The organism is Paracoccaceae bacterium (assembly GCA_012103375.1).
Taxonomy (GTDB): Bacteria; Pseudomonadota; Alphaproteobacteria; order Rhodobacterales; family Rhodobacteraceae; genus WLWX01.
In genome coordinates, this window is record WLWX01000001.1 from 2,094,925 (window position 1) to 2,117,748 (window position 22,824).

The window sequence follows — 22,824 nt, forward strand, 5'->3', positions numbered from 1 at the left end:
GCGTGACCGGAGGTTGCGCGTGTTTCATTTGCGATGCCTGATCTTCTGCCTTGTAGCCCTTGCCCTGCCGGTCGCGGCGCAGGAACAGACTGCAGTGGAGTTTTTTCCCGACCTCGACACCGGTGGCCATCGCGCCGCAATCCGCGGCCTTGCGATCAGTGCCGATGGGGCAACGCTGGTAACGGCGTCAGACGACAAGACGGTGCGGGTGTGGGACTGGCAATCCGGCGAAAGTCGTACGGTTCTGCGCGGCCAGATCGGGCCGGGGAACGAAGGGTTGGTGAACGCGCTGGCGCTGTCACCGTATGGCACGCAGGTGGCGGTTGGCGGCTATTTCGGCGCGCATCTGGCAACTGAACCGCCGTTTGGAGACATCCGGATTTTCGATACCCGCTCGGGCAGGATCCTGCGGGTGCTGGCGGGGCATGCGCTGGTCGTGGATACGCTGGCCTATGACCCGATCCGTGACGAATTGGCGGCCTCGGGGCAGGGCGGGTTGGTGCATCGCTGGCAGGCGCCGTTTTCGAACGCGCCGCAGGAATTGCCGGTTCTGGACACCGGGGCGCGCCGCGTGTCCCATGTTGCTTATGCGGTGGATGGGGGCAGGTTGATCGCCACGACGTTCGATTACGGGCTGCGGATCTGGGACATGGCGTCTGCTGCAGAGGTTCCCGTTCCAGGCGCCGAGGCTTTGTGGGACACGCCCCTGACCGGGCTTGCCGTCAGCCAGGACGGTCGTCGGTTCGCGCTGTCAGGCGAAGACGGTCGGGTGGAGCTGCGCGAGGCCGCAGGCGGCGCCGTTCTGGCCACCCTCCCCGCGCAGCCGTTCCGGCCGGATGCGCTTGCCTTGGCGCTGGACGATACGGCGCTGGTCGTCGGGTGCAGCTATCGTTGCGGTGCGGATCATCGCACACAGGTTTGGGACATCGAAACGCGATCGGTGATCGCGGCGCATCGCGGGCATGATGGTGGGATTCTGGTTGCGTCGGCGCTGCCGGGTGGGGCGCGGGTTGCCTCGGCTGGCGGGCGGGGAAACTCGGTGCGGATCTGGGATGCCTCCTCGGGCGCGGGCATTCAGGTGTTGACGGGCTTGGGGCAGCCGGTTTCGACCATCGGAATTGCAACGGATGGGGCGGCAATTGCCTGGGGCAGTGCCGATCCATGCCCCGATTTGCCGATCTGTCCGGCGACATTGGGGCCGCTGGAACATGCGCTGGACCTGCCAACTGACGCGCGCAGTTTCGAAGCGCCGCGCCCGGTTGATCCTGCAATGCAGTACCAGCGTGCCCAGGTCGCGGCTGCGGAAATCTCGGTGACATTTCAACAGGCTGGCGGGTTTGCCGCCGGACAGTTGACGGTGACGGGACCGGGTGGGCAGACACAAATCCGCAAGGGGCCGACGGACGGGTATTACCACAGCGCCTTTTCGGTTCTGGACGATGGCATCCTGTCGGGTGGTGGCAACGGTATCCTGCTGGCACATGCCCAAAGCGATGGCAGCGTGGTGGGAGAGTTCGTCGGCCATACCGGGGATGTCCTGGCCCTGGCGCATGCCGCCGGGCGGTTGGTGTCGGGCAGTGCGGATCAGACGATCAAGATCTGGAACCTCGACACGCGCGGGCTGATCGCAACGCTGTTCTTTGCCGGTGATGACTGGATCATCTGGACGCCGCAGGGATATTTTCACGCGTCGCCCAATGGTGACCGGCTGATCGGCTGGCACATCAATCAGGGACAGAATGCCGAGGCACGATTCGTGCGCGCCCGCCAATTGCGTCAGCACCTACACTCGCCCGAGATTGTGCGCCGCGCCATCCTGACCGGGGACGCCGCCACAGCAGCCAGTGAGCTGCGCGGGACCGACCGTGAACTGGCCGATCTGCTGACCCGCCGCCCGCCGGAATTTGACATCCGGCTGGCCGACGAACTGCCAGCCCCGGTTGGTTTTGCCGCGGTCGAGATCACCGGCGCAAGCCTGGAGGAGATCGAGGGCTGGGGATATTCCGTACTGGTCAATGACCGCCGGGTGCCGCCGTTGCAGATGCCCGATACCTCTGATCAGGGGCGGCTGATCTATCTGGTGCCGGTCACCACGGGCGAGAATGCGATCACCGTAAGTGGTGCAAATGACTTTGGCTATGTGACCGAACGGTCGGCCACCAAGATTGCGCGCGCGGCCCCGGCGCCGAAACAGGGCAAGCTGTTCGTTGCGGTGGTCGGGGTCAATGATTATCCGAACCTGCCCAATGGCTGCAACGGCCAGTCCTGCGATCTGGCCTATCCGGTCGCTGATGCGGTCGAGTTCTTGCAGGTCGTCGCCGAACGTTCGGCCCCGCTGTTTCAGTCCATGGAGGCGTTGGTTCTGGTCAGCCCCGATGCATTGGCCGCCCAGCCGCTGCGTCGCGAGGCGCTGGCCCGGATTGTTGACCTTGATGACGTGATGACGCCCGATGCGGCAACGATCACGGACGAGCTGCTGGATTTTCTTGCCCGCCCCGGCCCGGACGACACGACGATCATTTTTGTCGCAGGCCACGGCGTGAACGTGGGTGAGCGGTATTTCTTCATCCCTGAAAACGGCCAGAAACGCGATGATCGCTGGCGCATGTCCTCGCTGGTGAACTGGCAGATCATTCAGGAGGAGATCGGTTACGCCACCGGGCGGCGCATTCTGGTTCTGGATACCTGCCGCGCCGCGAATGCCTTCAATGCCCGGCTGGAAAAAGACGCCGCAGACGCGCGCGTCGTCGTTCTGTCGGCAACCGCGGCCAATAATACCGCCGGAGAGCGCCCCGATCTGGGCCACGGGATCTTCACCTATGCGCTGCTGGAAGGGTTGCGCGGGCGGGCCGATACCTCGGGCGACGGCGTGCGGCTGCTGAACCTTGCGGATTATGTTTATCGCGAGGTTTTGCGCCTCAGTAATCGCAAGCAGGAGCCGTTCTACCATTTCTCGCAGACGGCGAATTTCCTGCTGGCGGCCCCATAACATGCGCAGGCTGTGGGGGATGATTTGGGCGATTGCCCTGCTGTCCGCGCCCGCGCTGGCACAGGTGCCCTGCCCGGAGGGCGGCGTGTCGTTTCCGCCGCATTACCTGTCAGACCGTGTGTTCCGCGATGGTCTGTCGCAAACCCGTCAGGTGCCAGCTTCGCCCAATCATGTCAGCGGTCTGATCATCCCGCATCATCTTGAGATGCCCGATCTGATTGCCGGTGGCCTGCGCCGGGCCACGGATCAGAAACCGAACCGTATCATCCTGTTGTTCCCGGACCATTTCTATCGTGCGACACGCCCGTTCGCGACAACCCGCTGGGGCTTTGACACGGTTCTGGGTCCGGTCGCGACCGATTCTGCGGCGGCCGGGGCGCTGCTGGCCGAGGCGGGGCTTGTCGAAGACTCCTGCCTGTTCGGGGCCGAACACGGGCTGCGCGCGGTGTTGCCTTTTGTGGCCGAGCTGTTTCCGGATGTGCCGGTCCTGCCGATTGCGATTGCGATCAGCGCGACCCGGCAGGATTGGGACCGGATGGCGGATCTGCTGGAGCCATTGCTGGGCGATGACACACTTCTGGTGCAGGCCACGGATTTCTCGCATTATCTGCCGCATCATCTGGCCCGGCAGCGCGATCAGCAAGTGTTGAACCTGCTTGCTGCGGGGGACCTCGACGGGTTGGCGGGGCTGGTGCAGCCGGATCATGTGGACAGTACGGGCGCGCTGTATCTGACCGCGCTGTTGCAGGCGCGCCGGTATGGGGCGGCACCAGTGGTTCTGGAAAGCCGCAATCTTCAGCAGAAGTCCGACGCCCTGATTGCCGAGACCACCAGTTACCTCGTCGCGGAATACACCGCCCCGGCGGCTGATCCCGGCCCGGTGGGCCTTGGGGAGGGGCCGGTCTATGTGCTGGGTGGCGATGTGTTTCTGGGCCGCAGTCTGCCACGTCTGCTGAGTGACGAGTTGGTGATCGAGGCGGTGAAAGACGCAGCACTGGGGGCGACACGGGGGTTGCCGCTGATTGCCAATCTAGAGGGCGTGCTGCTGCCGGACATGCCAAGCGGGCTGCCCGAACTTCTGCTGGCGATGCCCGGTGATCTGGCCATCGACTGGGCGCGGCGGCTGAACATCGTGGGCTTTGGGCTGGCCAACAATCATGCCAATGACATCGGCCCCAGCGGCCTGGCCGAAACCCATCGCGCACTGACGTCCGCCGGAATACCCTGGTTTGGCCCCGGTCAGGCGCTGCACCTGCCGGGTGTCACCATCGTCGGGCTGAGCGATCTGGACGGCGCCGCGCAGCAACGCGCGGACCGGTTGAGCGACACCGATCTGGATCATCTGATCCGGTCGGATGCCAGCGTTCCGGTGGTTGCCTTCGTGCATTGGGGGCGCGAATTCCTGACCCGGCCACGCCCGCGCGAGGTTGCTCTGGCCGACCGGATGCGCCAGCGCGGCGTGTCGGCGATCATCGGTGCGCATCCGCATGCAGCCAGCCAAGGTCTTCGGGCGATCAGCGGCGGCGATACTGTGATTCTGCACTCGCTGGGGAATTTCCTGTTCGACCAGATGCCGCCGGAAGCCTCGGGCGCGCTGGCTGAAATCAGGACCTTCCGACAGGGCACGATCTTCCTGCGTCAGCTGCCGCTGCCATCGCTTTATTCAGTCGCAAAGGTCGCAGCTGACTGAGGGCATATTCGCTGTTGTTATCAAACGATATTCGCCGATAGTCTGATGACGAACCATTCGCTGCGAGGGTTGATCATGCCGACGCCACTGCTTTCGATCTGCCGTTTGATGCCGCCTGCGGTGCTGTGCCTTGCCCTGCTGCCAACGATCGCGCTGGGCACGGAAACTGGCGAACCGCGGCCCGAGCGTCATTTGCATGTTCTGTTTGATCCGGTTGCACGACAGGTTCAGCGGCAGAATGTGGGGGTTTATGGGCCGCACCCGGACATGGCACTGGAATTCCAATGGGAGCCTCAGGCCGGAAACTGGCCCGGCGTGACGGATGCCGGGCTGGCCGACGGGCCGGGGCGCATTGTTTGGCGGGTGCCGGGGACAGCGGATTACGATCCGCGCGCGGCGCATCACTGGTATCAGGGCACACTCAGCGCCGGCCGTTTTCATGGGGCAGGTACGCTGCACTATCGCGATGGCAGTTATTATCAGGGCACCTGGGTCAAAGGTGCGCTGGCCGGTCCGGGCGTTCATCTGGATGCCAGTGGCAACCGATATGAAGGTGGGTTCGTGAACGGACAACGCTCGGGCGAGGGGGTTTTGCGCGGTCGGGATGGATCAGTCCTCACCGGCGCATTCGAGGGTGGCGAACGCCACGGCTCCGGTACGCTTAAACTTCCCGGCGTGGCGGAATTCGCGGTTGTGTTTGAGCGGGACAGAATGGTCGACAGTGCACGCCCGGATATTCTGGCAGATGCAACGCTCAAAGGGTTGTTGCGCGCCCAATCCGGCGGCGATGCGGGCAAGACGCGGATGTCCTTGGTGATCGACCAGCGGATCACGGCAGATCAGTACATGCAGTACACGCATTTCGTCGATGGGGATGAGGTGCTGATTTACCCTTCGGACCCGGAAATGCAGGCAGCCTGGGAAGGCAATGGCAAGATCTCCATGCCCTATATTATTGGCGAAACCAGCGACAGTGACTGGGACGAAACGCATGCGTTTGCACTGATCGACCTGGCAACGACCGATCAGTCGCGGGTCAAACTGGACGCGCTGGACCTGGCCGTCGTGCAGAGTGTTCCGCATCTGCGCCCGTTGCTGGATGTGGAAGGCCACGCGGGGTGCGTTGGGTTCCGTCCAAGCTTCAATTTCCGCAACTTCGGCTGGGGTGAGGTCGAAAACGCGGTTGCGCGGGTGCGGTTCAGGAACCCGAATTCCTACGATTACGAAAACCCCGACGCCGCCCGCCCGGGCACCACCTGGTTCGAGGTTCCGGTCGGAGGCTTTGAGGACGGCACCGATGTTTCGGTCCGCGATGTTCTGATCGCGGCCGGGGTCAATGTTGGCGCGCTGGAAGACCGCCGGTTCACCTGCCCCGGTGTGGACCAGCTTGATACCTGCCGGGCCGAAGCGATTGCCTCGGTCGATATGGGCGCGCTGACCGGCTTTGTGGATGGCTGGGCCGGGGTTGCGACGGATATGGAAGGTGAGCTGACCTATCAGTGGACCGACGCGTTCGGAACGCGCCATACCGAGGTTGAGACGTTCGAGAACGAAGTCATGCTGTCGGCGATTGAAACCCCGACCTCTCTGGCGGAATGCGGCGGGGCAGGGGCCTATTCGACCGAGGCACCGACATTCATCGACGTGGAATTGCCCGCGACCGGTCAGAATTATCGCATCGGGCTGCCGCAACGGGGCAACCCGAATATTTCGTCGCTGATCCAGGGCGTGAAGCTAAGCTCGGACAGGTCATCAATGCATTTGTTGCAGGCCGAGGCGCGTTTTGCGGATGGCAGCATCCGAACCACAGCACCCGTGCGCCTGTTTTTCTTTCGCCCGCGGATGTCGCGGTTCCAAAGTCAGATGACGCCAAGCGCGTGCTATCTTGATCCGGATGCGTTCGGCGGTTGTTGACGCCTGTGATCTACCCATCCGGGCAGGGGAATAACTCGGTGACCAGTCGTGCAGCGACAGCGAAGTGTTCCGGGCGGGGCGGCTAACCCGGCGCGGCGGTTCCCAGCGCATTGGACCCTGTGAGGTTGGAAAGATCTGTCACGCCGGTCTGGGCCATGGCGATGCTCATCTCATCACTCAGCACGTTCCAAAGCTGGTGCAGGCCGGCCTCTCCGGCGGCGGCCATCGCAAACTGCAGGATGCGCCCGAAAAAGACAAAACTGGCCCCGGCCACCAGCGCCTTCAGCGCATCTTCGCCCGAGCGTAGGCCGCTGTCGAAGAATATCGGAAAATCTGGCCCCAATGCGGCGCGCATCCCGGGCAGCAGCGCAAAAGGCGATGGCGCGCTGTCCAGTTGGCGCGATCCGTGGCTCGAGACCTGGATCGCGTCCACCCCGGCAGCCTTCAGGGCGATCGCATCTTCGATATCCAGAACGCCCTTGATCACCAGATTGCCGGACCAGGCGTCGCGAAGCTGTGCAAGCGTATCCCAATCTGCCCGCGCCCGGCTTTCGGTCCGATCAAAGTCGAAGCCGTCCATGTCGAAGTTCGCCATCTGCGGCTTGCCGGCCAGCAGGCTGGCGATTGACCAGCGCGGATGCAGGGCGAAGTCGATGAATTGCCGGGGTCCGATACGGAATGGCATCTTGAAGCCATGGCGCAGCTCGCGCGGGCGGCGGCCCACTTCGGGGACATCGACGGTCAGAACTAGGGTTTCATATCCGGCGGCTTTTGCCCGCTCGACCAGTTTGAATGTGCCGGTGCCGTCGCCCGAAAAATACAGCTGGAACCAGGCGTTGCCCTCGGCCACCTCGATAATCTGTTCCAGTGGTGTGGAGGCGACGGTCGAGGCGCCGTGCGGGACGGCGTATTTTGCGGCCAGACGCGCCAGCATCAGATCCGCACCCGGGGTGGACAGATTACACATCCCCATCGGCGCGATGCCGAAAGGGCGTTTTGCGGTCTTGCCAAACAGGGTGGTCGACAATGATCGCTGGCTGACGTCGCGCAGAATGCGCGGGCGCAGCGTCATGGCGTCAAGGGCGGCCCGGTTTCGCGCCGCCCCTGTTTCGTTGCCTGCTGCACCGTCAATATAGTCAAACACCATCCACGGCAGGCGCCGTCTGGCCAGACGACGGGCGTCCTCGGCGCTGTGGATGGCGCTTGCGCCCATCAGCTGGCGACGGCTTCCATGAAGCGGTGGCGAATGACGACCGGATCCAGCGTGATCACCGGCATCTTGGCGTTGCCGCTGTCGCATTTCACCACCATCACGGTGCCCTTGCTGCTGTCCAGCGCCGCTTGCAGCGCCTTGCCGGTGTAGACGTCCTGCACCTCGACCACGGTGTCGCAACCGGCGGCGCGGGCCATCCCGGCAAGGTCGGTTTTCTTGCCGGTATAAGTCGGCTGATCGCCTGTCGAACCATAGGATCCGTTGTCGATGATCATCAGGATATAGTTGTCGGGGCAGTTGTTGCCGATGGTCGGCAGCGTGCCAAGGTTGGTCAGGACCGAGCCGTCGCCGTCGATGGCAATGACGGGTTTTGGTTGCGCCAGGGCCAGCCCAAGCCCGATGGACGAGGCCAGACCCATGGTGCCCAACATGTAGAAATTGGTCGGCTGGTCGTCGATGGCGTGCAATTCCTGGGACGGGATGCCTATATTGCAGACGACAAGCTGGTCACGCAGGATCGGGGCGATTTCTTTCAGGATTTCAGAACGGATCATTGGTCGCCGTAGCCTCCCCAGAAGTTGGCGTCGGTCAGGATCGCCACGGGTTTGTTGCACATGAATGTGTACTTCAGGATGTTGTCGAATTCCTCGACATCCTTTTGCCAGTGAAAGTGGTAGGTTGGGATGTTCAACTGGGCCAGAAGCGCCTTGGTATGCACGGCCATTTCCACCTGGCAGGCGACGGGTTCGCGAAGCTCTCCGCGATAGCTGATGATCATCGGCAGTGGCATCCGGTAGAATTGCGTCAGCGTCGCCAGCGTGTTCAGCGTCACGCCAAGGGCCGTGTTCTGCATGATGATCGCGGGGCGTTTGCCGCCCATGAAGGCACCGGCGCACAGCCCCATGCCTTCGTCTTCCTTGTTGGAAGGGATGTGGAAAATGTCGTCGCGCTTGTCGATCTCGTCGATCACACCGGCCAGCTGCTTGCAGGGTACGGTGGTCACGAAAGAGACATCATTCGCAACAAGATCGTCGGCGATCTTCTTGTCGATGTTCATCTTGGGTTGGCCTTTCGAGTGATGCGCATGACGCGCGTTGAATGGGGTGCCTTGGTGCGTCTAGCCCCAGGGGTTCAGGATGATTTTGGGTGCGGCAACCTTTCCGGCGCGCAGATCCTGGAAGGCTGCAAAGCCATCCGAAAGCGCGCGGTGTTCGCACCAGTCCAGCGCGCCAAGGCGGCCGTCAAAGATGGCCTGAGCGGTGTCGCGGAAGTCTTGCGCGGTGTAGGTGTAGGTGCCGATGAACGTGACCTCCTGAAGGGTCATGCGGCGCACGTCCAGCCCGCCTGCGTCTTCGCCAAGTCCGACATGGGCCACGACGCCGCCAGGTGTCACCAACGCCGAGGCTATTGCGCGGGTCGCGGCATAGCCGACCGCGTCGATCACCAGCGGGAAACTGCCTGAGGCGTCTGCCACAGCGGTCTGACCACAGCGTGAGATCAGGAAGTCACGGCGCACATCGTTGGGTTCGGCGATTGTGATGTCGTCAATCCCCATCGCTTTGAGGGCGAGGCTGGCGGCAAGGCCGATGGCCCCGCCGCCGATGACAAGGGCGCGCCGCTCCATCGTCGGATGCAGGGCTTTGAGCGCGAGTGCTGCGGTATGCCAGCTAACCGCAAGCGGTTCGGCAAGGGCGGCCCTGTCCAGTGGGATATGGGCCGGAACCTCGACCAGATTTGCCGCAGGCATGGCGATGAACTGGGCAAAGGCCCCTTCGCGCGGCGGCATCGAGATGATCTGCCGGTCGGGGCACAGATTCTCGCGGTTTGCGCGGCAGGCCGGGCAGGTGCCGCAATTGACCAATGGATTGACCGTGACGCGGGTGCCGTCCTTCGGGCCACCCTGAATGGTGCCAGCAGCCTCGTGCCCAAGGATCAGGGGGGCGGGGCGGCGCGCGTCGTGGCCGAGATAGGCGTGCATGTCAGACCCGCAGATGCCGACAGCCTCGACCTTGATCAGATGCTCGCCAGCGCGTGGTTCCGCGTCCGGCATATCGCGGAATGCCAATTGTTCGACGCCGTCATAAACAAGTGCTTTCATTTCGCGGTGAACCCCCCATCGACCATCAGGATTTGCCCGGTCACATAGGCGGACGCCGCAGAACACAGGAACAGCAGCGGGCCATCCATGTCGTCCATCCGCCCGTTGCGACCAATGCAGGTTTGCGCCGCATTGCGTGCGGCGCGGTCGGGATCGTCAAACACCGCCTGGGTCAGTTCGGTCGGGAAGAAACCGGGGCCGATTGCGTTGGCGGTGATGCCATGGGGCGACCATGCCTCGGCCATGGCGCGGGTCAACTGACCCACGGCGCCCTTGCTGGCCCCGTAGGCGAGGCCGCCGGGAAAGGCGCGGGTTGTTTGCAACGAGGCGAAGTTGACGATCCGGCCCCAGCCCTTTTCCTTCATTGCGGGCACCAGCGCCAGGGACAGGAAGAAGGGTGCAGAAAGATTGACTGCCAGGGTTTGATCCCAGCCTTCGGGCGTCACATCATCAGCAGCCTGACGGGTGTTGAGGCCGGCGGCATGGATAACGATATCGGGCGCGCCAAATGGGGCAGCGATTTCTCCAGCCAATGCTGCGTTTCGGTCAGTAATGTTGGCGGCGACGGCTGCTGCGGCGTCGCCGATTTCTGCGCAAAGACTTTCCAGCGCATCGGCGCGGCGGGCCACACCGACAACGCGCGCGCCCGCTGCCGCAAGCGCGACGGCAGCGCGCCGCCCAAGGCCCGAACTTGCCCCGGTGACGCAAGCCACGCGCCCGGTCAGGTCGAAAAGATCACGCGGATCAGTCATTTGCGGACAGATCGAAATTCTCACCCGGGAAATACTTCGCCAGTCTGACATCAGCGGCGCGGGCGTGGCCTTCCATCCCCTCAAGCCGTGAAATCCGCGCCGTGGCTTCTGCCACACCTTTGGAGGCCGCTTTGGTCGAACGCTGCCAGGTGACGATTTTCATGTACTTATGCACGCTGAGGCCCCCGGTATAGCCCGCCGCGCCAGAGGTTGGCAGCACATGGTTCGTGCCCGCCGCCTTATCGCCATAGGAAACGGTGGTCTCTTCGCCCAGGAACAGCGACCCATAACAGGTCAACCGACCCAGCCACCAGTCGAGGTCGGCGGCCTGCACTGTCAAATGTTCGGGCGCGTAGTCGTCTGAACAGGTGGCCATCTCTTCGCGGGTGTCGCACAGGATCACTTCGGCATAGTCACGCCATGCGGCGAAGGCGTTGTCGCGGTTCAACTCGGGCAGGTCCTCGATCAGGGCGGGGACACGGGCCATCACATCCTCGGCCAGTGCGCGATCATCGGTGACCAGCCAGACGGGTGAGTTGTAGCCATGCTCGGCCTGACTGACCAGATCCGTCGCCACGATATGGGCGTCGGCGTCCTTGTCGGCCAGGATCAGGCTGTCGGTGGGTCCGGCGATCATGTCGATGCCGACGCGACCGAACAGGATGCGCTTGGCCTCGGCCACGAACTGATTGCCGGGGCCGACCAGGATGTTGGCCTTGGGCAGTCCGAACAGGCCGAAGGTCATCGCCGCGACACCCTGGACGCCGCCCATTGCCATGATCTTGTCGGCGCCGCAGATATGCGCGGCATAGACGATCGCGGGGGCCACGCCGACGCCCGGGCGCGGTGGAGAACACGCAGTGATATGGCGACAGCCTGCGACCTTGGCCGTTGTCACTGTCATGATCGCGCTGGCGATGTGGCTATAGCGCCCGCCCGGCACATAGCAACTGGCGGCATCGACGGGGATGACTTTCTGGCCTGCGACGAACCCCGGTTGGATCTCCATCTCGACATCGGTGAGGGTGGATTTCTGACATTCCGCAAAGCGGCGGACGTTGTCATGGGCAAAGCGGATATCGGCCTTGAGCTTTTCGGGGACGAGGGCGATTGCGGTTTCGATTTCCTGCGCGCTCAGAAGGATGTTGCCGTCGTACTTGTCGAACTTGGCGGCGTATTCCATAGCCTTGTCGTCGCCACCGGCTTCGATGTCGGCAAGGATGCCCTGGACGATGCCATGGGTTTTCGAGGCATCTGAATCAGGCGTGAGGGTCGCTTTTTTCAGGTATTCGCGTGTCATTGCGTGGTATTTCCTAACTGCATAGATCCGGCGGCAACGCCATGAGATGTGATTGGTGGCAGGCGTTCAGTGGTGCGGCGGCGATCCTGCCGGGAAGCGCAGGCAGGGATCAGGCAGGACCGTGAAAGACTGCGCTTGCCTGTGAATGCGGAGGTGACACTCTGGCCCGGCGCATATGATTGCGCGACATTCGCGGCATCAATTGGCGCGCTGATCATGCCAGAAGGCTGGATTTCGTTCATGCCGGGGTTATCCGATTCTGATCGATTCCGCATCATATGTAAGCGCTTGCATTTCAAATGCAAGCCTTTACATAACAGGAAAGCGCTCTAATTCTGGGATCACATGCCGCGCAGAGAGGTGCTGCGCGGCGAAGGAAGCGGACAACGGACCTGCCGTGAGAGATTTGGACTCAGCCCCCACATTGGACGATGTCGCAAACGCCGCGCAGGTGTCGACGGCGACGGTGTCGCGCTGCATCAACACGCCCGATCTGGTGTCCAAACCCACCCGCGACCGGGTGAATGCGGCGATCCTGTCTTTGGGCTATACGCCGAATTTTGCCGCCCGCTTTATGGCCGTCAAGCGCACGTTCACCATCGGCGCAATCATCCCGACGATGGAAAACGCGATTTTTGCGCGCGGGCTGCAGGCGTTTCAGGGCGCATTGCAAGAACGGGGCTTTACGATGCTTGTGGCCAGCTCGGCCTATAATGCGAAGGCGGAAGAAGAACAGATCAGAACGCTTGTTGCGCGGGGGGCGGATGGGCTGTTGCTGATCGGTCATGATCGGGATCCGGCGATCTATGATTATCTGGCGCGTCAGCAGGTTCCGTTTCTGGTTGCCTGGTCATATGACGAAACCGCCGCGGTGCCGTCCATCGGGTTCGACAACCGCGCAGCGATGCGAGCATTGTGTCAGCAGATCATCGCCATGGGCCACCGCGATATTGCCATGATCTCGGGCGTAAGCGGACAGAATGATCGGGCGCGGATGCGCATCGCCGGTGCCCGCGATGCGATGGTGGCATATGGGCTTGACCCTGACAGCCTTGCGCCGATCGAAGTGCCCTACAGCATTGCTGATGGTGCCACGGCCTTTGCCGGTTTGATGGCCCGGCAGCCCCGGCCAAGTGTCGTGTTATGTGGCAACGATGTCCTTGCGGTCGGGGCGCTGCGCGGTGCGCGACAGTTGGGCCTGACTGTTCCGGCGGACGTGTCGATCACCGGATTTGACGATATCGAACTGGCCCAGGTTGCCAGCCCCGAGCTGACGACAGTTCACGTACCGCACCGCAAGATGGGCGAAATGGCAGCAGAGGAGCTGGTCGCGATGATCGAAGAAAAACGCGGCGGTATCGCCCATTGCCTTGCCACAAGCGTGGTCAATCGGGCGTCAGTGGCAAGGATACCGACTGCGTCCGATTAAGGTCGCCAAGGGTATAGCCAACTGCGCGGTGCCATGCCAACAGCGCCTGCCTACGGATCGACGGCTGGGTTTCGGGCGTTGAAATGAAACGGTTTTTCCGTTCCAATCTCATATCCGTTGATCAACTGCTCGGCCCGGCTGCCGGTCAACCAGACCTCCAGCGTCTGGGCGGCTTGCGCGTTCACATGAGGGTGCCGGTCCGGGTTGACCGGCAGATAGGCGTATTGGTTGAACAGTGCCGGATCGCCGGAAAACAGCATGGCCAGCGTCGCTTTGTTGCCGAAATTCAGCCAGCTTGCCCGGTCTGACAGGATATAGGCATCCAGGCCGGCGGCGGTGTTCAGGCTGGCGCCCATGCCCGCACCGACGGGCTTGTACCAGTTTTTGAAACTCTGCGGATCAAGGCTGGCCGCCAGCCAGAGCGAGATTTCCTTTTTATGCGTCCCGCTTTCGTCCCCACGGCTGACGAACGCGCTTTCAGTCGTTGCAATCCGGGCAACTGCGTCCGCTGCCGATGCCGTACTCTGAACCGCTGCCGGGTCATCCTGCGGCCCGATGAGGACAAAATCGTTGTACATGATCTCGCGCCGATGCGTGGCGTGGCCGTCTGCGACGAAAGCCTCTTCCGCGGTTCTGGAATGCACCAGGATCGCATCGACATCGCCGGCCTGGCCAAGCCGAAGCGCCTGACCGGTTCCGACGACCAGCAGGTGAACCTCCAGCCCGGTATCCGCCTTGATCGCGGGCAACAGGACGTCCGACAGGCCCGAGTTATGAAAGCTGGTGGTCACCGCCAGACGCAGGGTATCGCCCGAAGCCGACGCGCCCCAAACCATGGCAACCAGGGCCAGAATGCGGATCATTCGACGATGTCCCCCTGAAAGAAGGCGCGGGTCTCAGCGCGTTTGGGTGCCGCAAAGATATCCATGGCCGCGCCGTGTTCGTGGATGCGCCCATTCAACAAAAACAACACATCGGTGGCAAGTCGGCGGGCCTGGCCCAGATCATGGGTCGACATGATGATGCGGGTGCCGCTGGCATGCGCCTCGCGCAGCAGCGCCTCAATCTCGCGGGTGGAGCGTCCGTCCAGGTTGGCGCAGGGTTCGTCCAGAAACAGGACCTGTGGCTGTCGGATCAGGGCGCGGCCCAGGGCCAGCTTTTGTTTTTCGCCGCCAGACAGGCGCGGGGCAGGGCGATCCAGCGCATCGGCCAGACCGATGCGCGCGGCCCAATCGGCGACCTTCACCGCAATCTCGGCCTTCGGGCGTTTCAGCAGTTGCAAGGGGTAGGCCAGGTTCTGACGCACGTTCCGGCGCAACATCACCGGGCTTTGGAACACATAGGCCTGCGCGCGCCGCGCCGCGTCTTCGGGAACCGACCAGTCGAGCGTGCCTTCCGACAGACGCGCGACCCCGTGCAACACCTTCAGCAGCGTCGTCTTGCCGGACCCGTTCGGCCCCAACACGATGCTGAGGCCCGCGCCGTCCAGCGTAAATGCCGCGACGTCCAGAATGGTCTTGCCGCGACGCACCACTTTTGCGTCGGTCAGGGATATTGTCATCGGGGCGGTCACCAGCGGCCCTCGCGCTCGGTCCTGGATAAGACGTGGGTCAGGTAGTTCACCAGCAAGGCTAGCGCGATCAGCACAAAGCCAAGGCCCAACGCCAACGCAAAATCACCCTTGCCGGTTTCCAGTGCTATGGCGGTGGTCAGAACGCGCGTTGCGTGGTCGATATTGCCGCCAACGATCATGATGGCGCCGACCTCGCCAATGGCGCGGCCAAACCCGGCCAGTGTTGCCGTCAGCAACGCGCGCCGGCCATCCCACAGCAGTGTTCGGATACGCTGTGACCGCGACGTGTTGAGCGAGATCAGAAGATCGTGGTATTCCGCCCAGAGTTCGCGCATCGCCTGATGGGTGATTGACGCGATCAGCGGCGTGATGATGATCACCTGGGCGATGATCATCGCCGTCGGTGTGAACAGCAGGCCGAACACGCCAAATGGCCCTGATCGTGACAGCAGCATGTAGACGATCAGTCCGACCACCACAGGCGGCAGCCCCATCAGCGCGTTCATCGTGGCGATGGTCGCTCGGCGAAAGCGGAAGCGGCGAACCGCCAGCCACGTCCCAAAGGGCAGGGCCACGCAGGCCGCGATGAGCAATGCCGAAACGCTGACCTGCAGCGACCGCAGCGTGATCTCGATCAGATCCGCGTCCGCCGTCACGATCAGCCAGAACGCCGAGGTCAACCCGGTCCAGATATCGTTCATTCGCGCGCGGTCCTGTTTCGTTCGCTGCGATCTGTCGCCTTGGCGATCCGAAGCAATGGAGTCTGCATCCCCGAAACATCGTGATCCGGGCCTGCGCCAAACAAAACATCAATCGACCCGGCTGACCAGACGTTATTGGCGCCGGTTTGCACCCCATCGCGGAGCGGGAATGCGCAAAAACCCCGGATTGTGTTGAAAAACTCCGAAATCAGAGCGTCGCGGATTTCTTGCGAAAACCTATGAAGCGAAATAGTCGGAAAGCTTTGACCACGAGACAGCGCATGGCTGCGCGTGAGCGCATGTAGGCGATTTGGGCCGACCCCCGCGCCAAAAATTTAGGATCGGGCTGCATGGAAAGAAAAATCATCGTTCAGGCCCTAAAACGGAGTTTTTCAACACAATCCCCGCCCAGGTTGGGTTCGACCAGCCCTATTGAAGCTGATACTGCTCAGTCAAACAGTGTCGGCGCCACGCCAATGCGCAGGTCCAATCCAAGGAATCGGCGCCCGCCGTGCCACGGGACGGTCTGTCGCTTTGCACACTGAACCCGGCGTTGAAACCCGGATGATCCGGTCTTTCAGTTCCTGCCTACCAATTGGCCGAGATATACTGTGTTTCCATAAACTCCAGCATGCCATCGTGGCCGCCTTCGCGTCCAAGCCCGGATTGTTTGGTGCCGCCGAAGGGGGCTGCGGGGTCAGAGACGAGGCCTCGGTTCAGGCCGACCATGCCATAGTCAAGCTGTTCGCAGACCTGCAGGGCACATTTCATGTCTTCGCTGAACACATAGGCGACCAGACCGTATTCGGTATCATTGGCGCGGCGGATGACATCGTGCTGGTCGCTGAATGTCTGGATCGCGGCGACGGGGCCGAAGATTTCATCGTGCACGCAATCGGCATCTTCAGACACGTTGCTGAGGACCGTTGGCGGGTAATAGAAACCCCTCCCCTCCGGTGCGGTGCCACCGCATTCCACCTTGGCCCCTTTGGCAACAGCGTCGGCCACGAACCTTGCCACCGTATTGCGGGTGGCGGCGTTGACCAACGGCCCGACATCGACCGAAGGGTCGGTGCCATCGCCAAGTTTGAGCGCGGACATCGCCGCCGTCAGGCGTTTGGTGAAGTCTTCGGCGACCCTCTCGTGAACATAGATCCGGTTGGCGGCAGTACAGGCCTCGCCGAGGTTGCGCATTTTGGCCAGCATCGTGCCTTCGACGGCTGTGTCCAGATCGGCATCTTCAAAAACCACGACCGGGGCGTTGCCGCCCAGTTCCATCGCGGGTTTGAGCACCTGATCGGCTGCGGATCGCAGCAGCGTGCGCCCCACCGATGTCGAACCTGTGAAGCTGACCACGCGCACCCGCGGATCGTGCAGCATGTGATCGACCAGCGCTCCGGTCTGGCGCGACGGCAACACGTTGACCAGCCCCTTTGGCACCCCCGCTTCTTCCAGCAGGGGCATCAAAGCCAGCATTGTCAGCGGTGTTTCGGATGCCGGTTTGATAATCACGCCGCAGCCTGCGGCCAGTGCCGGGGCAATCTTGCGCGTGCCCATGGCCGCCGGATAATTCCACGGCGTGATCAGCACGGCCAGCCCGGCGGGTTTGTACTGTACGATGATGCGCGCGCCGGATGCGGGTGCACGGGTAATCATCCCGTCGGCGCGCACGGCTTCCTCGGCGAACCAGCGAAAGAACTCGGCCGCATAGGTCGCCTCACCCATGGCATCCGCGCGGGCCTTGCCGTTTTCCAGCGTGATCAGCCTGGCAAAATCGTCCAGTCGGTCAGTCATCAGTTCCCACGCCCGGCGGAGCACTTCCGAGCGATGGCGCGGCGTTTGCGCGGCCCATTGCGCCATCGCCGCCTCTGCCGCGTTAAGCGCTGCATCTGCATGGGTGATCTCGGCCGAGGCGACGCTGGCCAGAACCGCTTCCGTGGCCGGGTTGATCACGTCAAAGCGGTCGGGCGTCGTGACCCATTCGCCGTTGATAAAAAGGTCGGTATGTTGCATCGGGCGGGTCCTAGACAAGATGGTAAAGCGGGTCGGCCAGACGGCGCGCAAAGCCGGTGACAAAGGCAATGGCCTGATCATCGTGAAGGTGTGCGCCGTTGAATTCAAAGGTGATCAGATAGCTATCGCCATCAGCGCCGATGCCCAATGTTGGCAGATTGGCATCGCCAATGCGCAGCGATGTCAGAAAGCCATCCGTCAGATCATGCAGTTCCAGATCTGCGGTGTCGTCAGTTTTATGGGCCGGCGCGGACAGGCGCGTGACATCCGGGTTGCGCCGCCTGACGGTGCGACCATCGCTGTCAGCCTGTTGAATGACGATTTCATTGCGCTCGGTTGCAGCGCGAAGGGCAGCCGCTGCAAAGCTGGTAAAGATGGCCTGGGCGCGGACGGTGATGTCACCATCGGTCTGCATCCAGTCGATGAACTTGTGAACGCCGTGTTTCGGGCAGCGCGCGGTTATCTGCTTTGTTGCGGCCATCACGACGGGCTGTCCGGGTGAAGTGGCTGCGCGGCGCAAAACCTCGAGATCCCCGACGTGATAAGGCATCAGGACGCCGTGATCGCCCAGATCGGCAAGGTCCAACCCTTCTTCGCTGGCCAGCCTGCGCGCCTTGGGCGAGGCGAGTATGTGCCCACCCGCAGGTGCCGCGACCGCAGCGGATCGACCAGGCGCCGGGGCGGCTTTGACGTCAGGTTCGGGCGCGGGTGTCGGCAAAGGCTCAGGCGCGGGATCTGATGCGGGATCCGGCGTGGTTTGCGCCGGGGCAACCGCATTATCCGCCGTGTCGCCGATGACGGCGATCACCTGACCGACGGGCACATCATCGCCGTCCGAGGCGCTGACGCGTGTCAGGAACCCGTCTGCCTGCGCCTCGACCTCCATCACCGATTTATCGGTTTCAACCTCGAAAAGCGGATCGCCGGTAGTGACCGGATCGCCCGGCGCTTTCAGCCATTTGACCAGCTTGCCGGTGTCCTGCGCCATGCCCAGCGCGGGCATGATGATGTCAGCCATCAAACATCTCCCCCGCCATCAATTTGCGCGCGGTGGCGATGACGCCTTCTGGTGTGGGCACCGTGATATCCTCTAGCGCGGGCGAGAATGGGATCGGCACATCCATGGCCCCCATCCGAATGACCGGGCCATCGAGGTGGTAGAAGGATTGCTCCATGATCCGCGCGGCGATTTCAGAGGTGACGCCAAAGCTTTGGTGCCCTTCGTCAATCACAATGCAGCGGCTGGTTTTACGGACCGAGGCGTTGATCGTGTCCATATCCAGCGGCACGATGGTGCGTGGGTCGATCACTTCGGCGCTGATCCCTTCCGCGGCTAGGGTTTCGGCCGCCTTTTCGGCCACCTGCACCATCGACGAGGTGCCGATCAGCGTGATGTTGGACCCTTCGCGTTTGATGTTGGCCTGCCCGAAGGGGATCAGCAATTCACCCTCGGGGACCGGGGCCTTGTCCTGATACATCAGCTTGTCTTCGAAGATCACAACCGGGTTGTCGTCGCGGATGGCGGTCTTCAGCAGGCCCTTCGCCTCGAGCGCCGAGGACGGCATGGCAATTTTTAGCCCCGGAATATGGGCCACGATAGCGTGCAAAGACTGGCTGTGTTGCGCGGCAGAACGGCGCGTCGCCCCCATGTTGGTGCGCAGGACCAGCGGCACGTTCAGTTTGCCGCCCGACATATAATGCGTCTTGGCTGCCTGATTGCACAGCTGATCCATGATCAGGAAGATGAAATCTCCGAACATCAGGTCAACGATGGGGCGGCTGCCCGTCATCGCGGCCCCGACGGCGATGCCCATGAAGCCGGGTTCGGCAATGGGCGTGTCGATCACGCGGTCGGTTCCGAATTCCTCGACCAGGCCAGAGGTGATCTTGAAAGGCGTGCCTGCCTCGGCCACGTCTTCGCCGATCAGGAAAATCGTCTCGTCCCGGCGCATTTCTTCGGCGATGGCTTCGTTGACGGCAGTGGACAGGGTGATTTCGCGCATCATGACGCCCCCGCAAAGACGTGCATGTCAACTTCGCTGACATCGGGATATTTCGCGTCCAGCGCATAGGCGACTGCGGCCTCGGCATCGGCTTTGACCGCGGCGTTGATCGCATCAAGTTCGCCCTGGTCCGCGATCCCTTCGCCGGTCAGCCAGGCGCCGAAATTTGTGATCGGGTCGCGATTGGCGTGCCAGGCCTTTTCTTCATCCTTGGAGCGGTAATAGTCGCGGTTGATATCGCCCACGTGATGGCCGTGATAGCGATAGGTTTCCAGTTCGATAAAGAACGGGCCTTCGCCCTTGCGGCAGCGCGCGACCAGTTGCTGCGCCAGATCGTTGACCGCCAGGACATCCTGCCCGTCGACTTTGAACGCCTCGATCCCGAATGCCTCGGCCCGCGCGGTGATTGATCCAGCGGCAATTTCGTCTGTTCGGGTGTATTCGGAGTACCCATTGTTTTCGCAAGCATAAATAACCGGCAGCGACCAGAGGGCGGCCATGTTCATGACTTCATACATCAGCCCCTGTGCAGTCGCCCCGTCGCCAAAAAAACAAACGGTAACGTCGTCCGTGCCCAGCCGCTTGGCCGACAGCGCGGCCCCGGTGGCGATCCCCATGGAGCCGCCGACAATGGCGTTGGCCCCAAGGTTGCCATTGGACTGATCCGCGATATGCATCGACCCGCCCTTGCCCCGGCAATAGCCTTCTTCCTTGCCCAGAAGTTCGCAGAACATCTGTTTGAATTCCGCCCCCTTGGCCACGCAATGCCCGTGACCGCGATGGGTCGAAGTGATCTTGTCCGTCACTTTCAACGCCTCGCAAATGCCGACAGCCACAGCTTCTTCGCCTGAATACATATGGGTCAGGCCGGGCATTTTGGCCGACAGATACAGCTGGTTCGCCTGATCTTCGAAATTGCGGATGCGCACCATCTGGCGGTACATCCGCAGATAGGTTTCGGTATTGGCCTGCCCCATCTTCAGTACCTGTTCGCAATTGGCAGTTCTTCCGCCGGGAACAGGCTGATCACTTCGCAGCCGGTTTCGGTGACCACGACTTCCTCCTCGATCCGGGCGGCGGAATAGCCGTCCGTGGCGGGGCAATAGGTTTCCAGCGCAAAAACCATGCCGGTCTGGATTTCAATCGGGTGATCCATGCTGACTGCGCGGCTGATGATCGGGCGCTCATGCAGCGCCAACCCCAGCCCATGCCCGAATTGCAGGCCAAAGGCCGCGTCTTCATTCGGGAAGCCAAGGCTTTCGGCAGTGGGCCAGACCGCGGCCACCTTGTCGGTCGTCACGCCCGGTTTAATCATCGCGATCGAGGCATCAATCCACTCGCGCGCTTTTACATAGGCGTCGTTCTGCGCCGGCGTTGCGCGTCCCACGTTGAAAGTGCGGTAGTAACAGGTGCGATAGCCCTGATAAGATTGAAGAATATCAAAGAACGCCTGATCGCCGGGGCGGATCAACCTGTCGGTGAAGTTATGCGGATGCGGGTTGCAGCGTTCGCCTGAGATGGCGTTGATCGCCTCAACATCGTCCGAGCCCATTTCGTAAAGCATCTTGTTGGACAGGGCGACGATATCGTTTTCGCGCACGCCCGGCTTCAGCTCTTCATAGATCATGTGATAGACGCCATCGACCATCGCGGCGGCCTGGGTCAGCAACTGGATTTCGTCCCAGTTCTTGATCTCTCGTGCGCTCAGCATAATCTGCTGGCCGTCAACGACGTTGATGCCTTCTTCTTTCAGGGCGTGAAACATCGCGGTTTCCGCATAGTCGACACCAACCGGCATGTCGGCCATCCCGGCCTCTTTGATCAGGCGCGCGATTTCCTTGGCGTATTTCTGCATCAGGCCGAATTCCGGCGGAATAGTCCCACGCATGCCCACCACGCCTGCCAGGCAATGGCTGGGTTCCAGCCAGTCCGAATGGCGCTGGTGATGCACCGCGGCTGACCCGAAATCCCAGACATAGGGGCTGTCATCGCCCGTCAGCAGGCAGAAACGGCACATCTTGTCGCGTTCCCATTCGCCGATCTTGGTCGAGGAGACATAGCGGATGTTGTTCACGTCAAACAAAAGCAGGGTCCCAGCCTCGGACGCCTGCAACGCCTGCCGGGTGCGGGCCAGCCGATAGCGACGCAAACGGTCGTGATCGACGCGCCGTTCGAAATCGACCGACATATGCCCCCAGGCCGGAAGCCGCTCGCGCCACTCCCAATTGGGTTCAAGGTCTTGCGGGGTCAGCAGATTTGGCAATAGGGCGCGGGACATGTAGGCTCCTCAGGGTGGTCGGGCCACCCTTCATTGTGATGTGATTTGGCGGCGTGCAGGGTTACTGAATGCACCAGCCGCCATCGATGTGGATCATCTGACCCGTCATGTAGTCGCTGTCGTCCGAGGCCAGGAATGACGCCGTGCCGACAATGTCCTTGGGGTAGGACACGCGCTTAATCTGCAAGGCATCACGAACGATGTCTTCGTAGGCCTGGCCTTCGCGATCCTTGATGCCGATATCAACTAGATCCTTGTCCAACTGTTCCCAAAGCGGCGTAACCACCACGCCCGGGGCGTAGCCATTGACGGTTATATTGTGCTCGGCCAGACCAACGGCGCCACAATGGGTCAGCGCAAGGCACCCATATTTGGACGTGCAATAGACGGTCACATCCTCAAGCGGTTTGCGCGACGCGATCGAGCCGACGTTGATCAGCTTATAGGGGTGATCCTCCATCGGGCCTTGGGCGATCATTTGGCGGGCGGTTTCCTGCATGCCCAGCCACATCGCCTTGGTGTTGACGTTCATGATCATGTCCCAGTTGTCTTCGTCGATATCCATGAAGAACCGGGGCTTGTTCAGGCCCGCATTGAACAGGCCGATATTTATGGAGCCGAAGGCCTCGACCGTGGCGGCCACGGCAGCGGCGTTGTCTTCGCGTTTTGTGACATCCATCCGGACAGCGATGGCCTTGCCATTTCCGGCGGTGTTGATCCGGTCGGCCACGTCCTGCGCCTGGTCGAGGTCAAGATCCCCGATGCAGACGTTGCCGCCCTGTGAGGCAAAGCTCTCTGCGTTCGCCTCGCCCATGCCGCGGGCGGCACCGGTGATCAGAATATTCTTACCGTTGAGGCGATTGGGGTCCAT

General features: G+C 62.1%; 20 protein-coding genes. 5 read left to right on the forward strand and 15 right to left on the reverse strand.

Going from position 1 to position 22,824, the window contains the following annotated elements; genetic code table 11:
• Nucleotides 1-94: 94 nt before the first annotated feature.
• Genes GKR99_10680 through GKR99_10690 form a run of 3 tightly spaced genes read left to right on the forward strand, consistent with a single transcriptional unit; the run spans nt 95 to nt 6,593 of the window.
• Nucleotides 95-2,989, forward strand: coding sequence for a hypothetical protein (locus GKR99_10680; protein ID NKB27984.1), 2,895 nt, complete (start codon nt 95-97; stop codon nt 2,987-2,989).
• Nucleotides 2,895-4,679 carry an AmmeMemoRadiSam system protein B gene (gene amrB / locus GKR99_10685; GenBank protein ID NKB27985.1) on the forward strand — a complete coding sequence of 595 codons (1,785 nt, stop codon included), beginning with the start codon at nt 2,895-2,897 and terminating at the stop codon, nt 4,677-4,679. Before GKR99_10680 ends, amrB begins: the two co-directional genes overlap by 95 nt.
• Nucleotides 4,680-4,724: 45 nt before the next feature.
• A complete protein-coding gene (locus GKR99_10690) occupies nt 4,725-6,593 on the forward strand; it encodes a hypothetical protein (protein ID NKB27986.1) in 1,869 nt (622 codons plus the stop codon).
• A gap of 82 nt (nt 6,594-6,675) precedes the next feature.
• Here GKR99_10690 and GKR99_10695 read toward each other — a convergent pair whose 3' ends face one another.
• The 6 genes from GKR99_10695 to hisD are packed head-to-tail and all read right to left on the reverse strand — an operon-like array spanning nt 6,676 to nt 11,956.
• Entirely contained in the window at nt 6,676-7,806 is a 1,131-nt protein-coding gene (locus GKR99_10695) for an alpha-hydroxy-acid oxidizing protein (GenBank protein NKB27987.1), read from the reverse strand.
• Entirely contained in the window at nt 7,806-8,360 is a 555-nt protein-coding gene (gene comE, locus GKR99_10700; protein ID NKB27988.1) for a sulfopyruvate decarboxylase subunit beta, read from the reverse strand. Before comE ends, GKR99_10695 begins: the two co-directional genes overlap by 1 nt.
• Nucleotides 8,357-8,863, reverse strand: a complete 507-nt coding sequence (gene comD / locus GKR99_10705; GenBank protein ID NKB27989.1) for a sulfopyruvate decarboxylase subunit alpha — start codon at nt 8,861-8,863, stop codon at nt 8,357-8,359. Before comD ends, comE begins: the two co-directional genes overlap by 4 nt.
• 60 nt (nt 8,864-8,923) lie before the next feature.
• Nucleotides 8,924-9,904, reverse strand: coding sequence for an alcohol dehydrogenase catalytic domain-containing protein (locus GKR99_10710; GenBank protein NKB27990.1), 981 nt, complete (start codon nt 9,902-9,904; stop codon nt 8,924-8,926).
• Entirely contained in the window at nt 9,901-10,656 is a 756-nt protein-coding gene (locus GKR99_10715; protein ID NKB27991.1) for an SDR family oxidoreductase, read from the reverse strand. The genes GKR99_10710 and GKR99_10715 overlap by 4 nt, the downstream gene beginning before the upstream one ends.
• The gene (gene hisD, locus GKR99_10720; protein NKB27992.1) at nt 10,649-11,956 is read right to left on the reverse strand and encodes a histidinol dehydrogenase; all 1,308 of its coding nucleotides are present in this window, start codon (nt 11,954-11,956) and stop codon (nt 10,649-10,651) included. Before hisD ends, GKR99_10715 begins: the two co-directional genes overlap by 8 nt.
• A gap of 397 nt (nt 11,957-12,353) precedes the next feature.
• On the opposite strand from hisD, the gene GKR99_10725 reads away from it, so the two are divergent.
• Complete coding sequence (locus GKR99_10725) at nt 12,354-13,385, forward strand: substrate-binding domain-containing protein (GenBank protein NKB27993.1); 1,032 nt, start codon at nt 12,354-12,356, stop codon at nt 13,383-13,385.
• Nucleotides 13,386-13,435: 50 nt separating this feature from the next.
• On the opposite strand, the gene GKR99_10730 is transcribed toward GKR99_10725, so the two are convergent.
• The 3 genes from GKR99_10730 to GKR99_10740 are packed head-to-tail and all read right to left on the reverse strand — an operon-like array spanning nt 13,436 to nt 15,659.
• Nucleotides 13,436-14,248 (reverse strand): sulfate ABC transporter substrate-binding protein, encoded by an 813-nt coding sequence (locus tag GKR99_10730; GenBank protein ID NKB27994.1) that lies wholly within the window; start codon nt 14,246-14,248, stop codon nt 13,436-13,438.
• Nucleotides 14,245-14,946, reverse strand: coding sequence for an ATP-binding cassette domain-containing protein (locus GKR99_10735; protein NKB27995.1), 702 nt, complete (start codon nt 14,944-14,946; stop codon nt 14,245-14,247). The genes GKR99_10730 and GKR99_10735 overlap by 4 nt, the downstream gene beginning before the upstream one ends.
• An 8-nt stretch (nt 14,947-14,954) precedes the next feature.
• The gene (locus tag GKR99_10740) at nt 14,955-15,659 is read right to left on the reverse strand and encodes an ABC transporter permease subunit (protein ID NKB27996.1); all 705 of its coding nucleotides are present in this window, start codon (nt 15,657-15,659) and stop codon (nt 14,955-14,957) included.
• Nucleotides 15,660-15,805: 146 nt separating this feature from the next.
• Here GKR99_10740 and GKR99_10745 point away from each other — a divergent pair, with 146 nt between their 5' ends.
• Nucleotides 15,806-15,964 carry a hypothetical protein gene (locus GKR99_10745; GenBank protein ID NKB27997.1) on the forward strand — a complete coding sequence of 53 codons (159 nt, stop codon included), beginning with the start codon at nt 15,806-15,808 and terminating at the stop codon, nt 15,962-15,964.
• Between the two features lie 283 nt (nt 15,965-16,247).
• Here the strand turns inward: GKR99_10745 and GKR99_10750 are convergent, their stop codons facing one another.
• From GKR99_10750 to GKR99_10775, 6 genes are all read right to left on the reverse strand, one after another.
• The gene (locus tag GKR99_10750; protein NKB27998.1) at nt 16,248-17,672 is read right to left on the reverse strand and encodes an aldehyde dehydrogenase family protein; all 1,425 of its coding nucleotides are present in this window, start codon (nt 17,670-17,672) and stop codon (nt 16,248-16,250) included.
• Between the two features lie 10 nt (nt 17,673-17,682).
• Nucleotides 17,683-18,690: a dihydrolipoamide acetyltransferase gene (locus GKR99_10755; GenBank protein ID NKB27999.1), complete on the reverse strand. Its 1,008-nt coding sequence runs from the start codon at nt 18,688-18,690 to the stop codon at nt 17,683-17,685.
• On the reverse strand, nt 18,683-19,675 hold the full coding sequence (locus tag GKR99_10760) for an alpha-ketoacid dehydrogenase subunit beta (protein ID NKB28000.1): 993 nt from the start codon (nt 19,673-19,675) through the stop codon (nt 18,683-18,685). Before GKR99_10760 ends, GKR99_10755 begins: the two co-directional genes overlap by 8 nt.
• Nucleotides 19,675-20,652 (reverse strand): ABC transporter substrate-binding protein, encoded by a 978-nt coding sequence (locus tag GKR99_10765; protein NKB28001.1) that lies wholly within the window; start codon nt 20,650-20,652, stop codon nt 19,675-19,677. Before GKR99_10765 ends, GKR99_10760 begins: the two co-directional genes overlap by 1 nt.
• A gap of 2 nt (nt 20,653-20,654) precedes the next feature.
• Nucleotides 20,655-21,953, reverse strand: a complete 1,299-nt coding sequence (locus tag GKR99_10770; GenBank protein NKB28002.1) for a M24 family metallopeptidase — start codon at nt 21,951-21,953, stop codon at nt 20,655-20,657.
• Between the two features lie 61 nt (nt 21,954-22,014).
• A complete protein-coding gene (locus GKR99_10775; protein NKB28003.1) occupies nt 22,015-22,824 on the reverse strand; it encodes an SDR family oxidoreductase in 810 nt (269 codons plus the stop codon).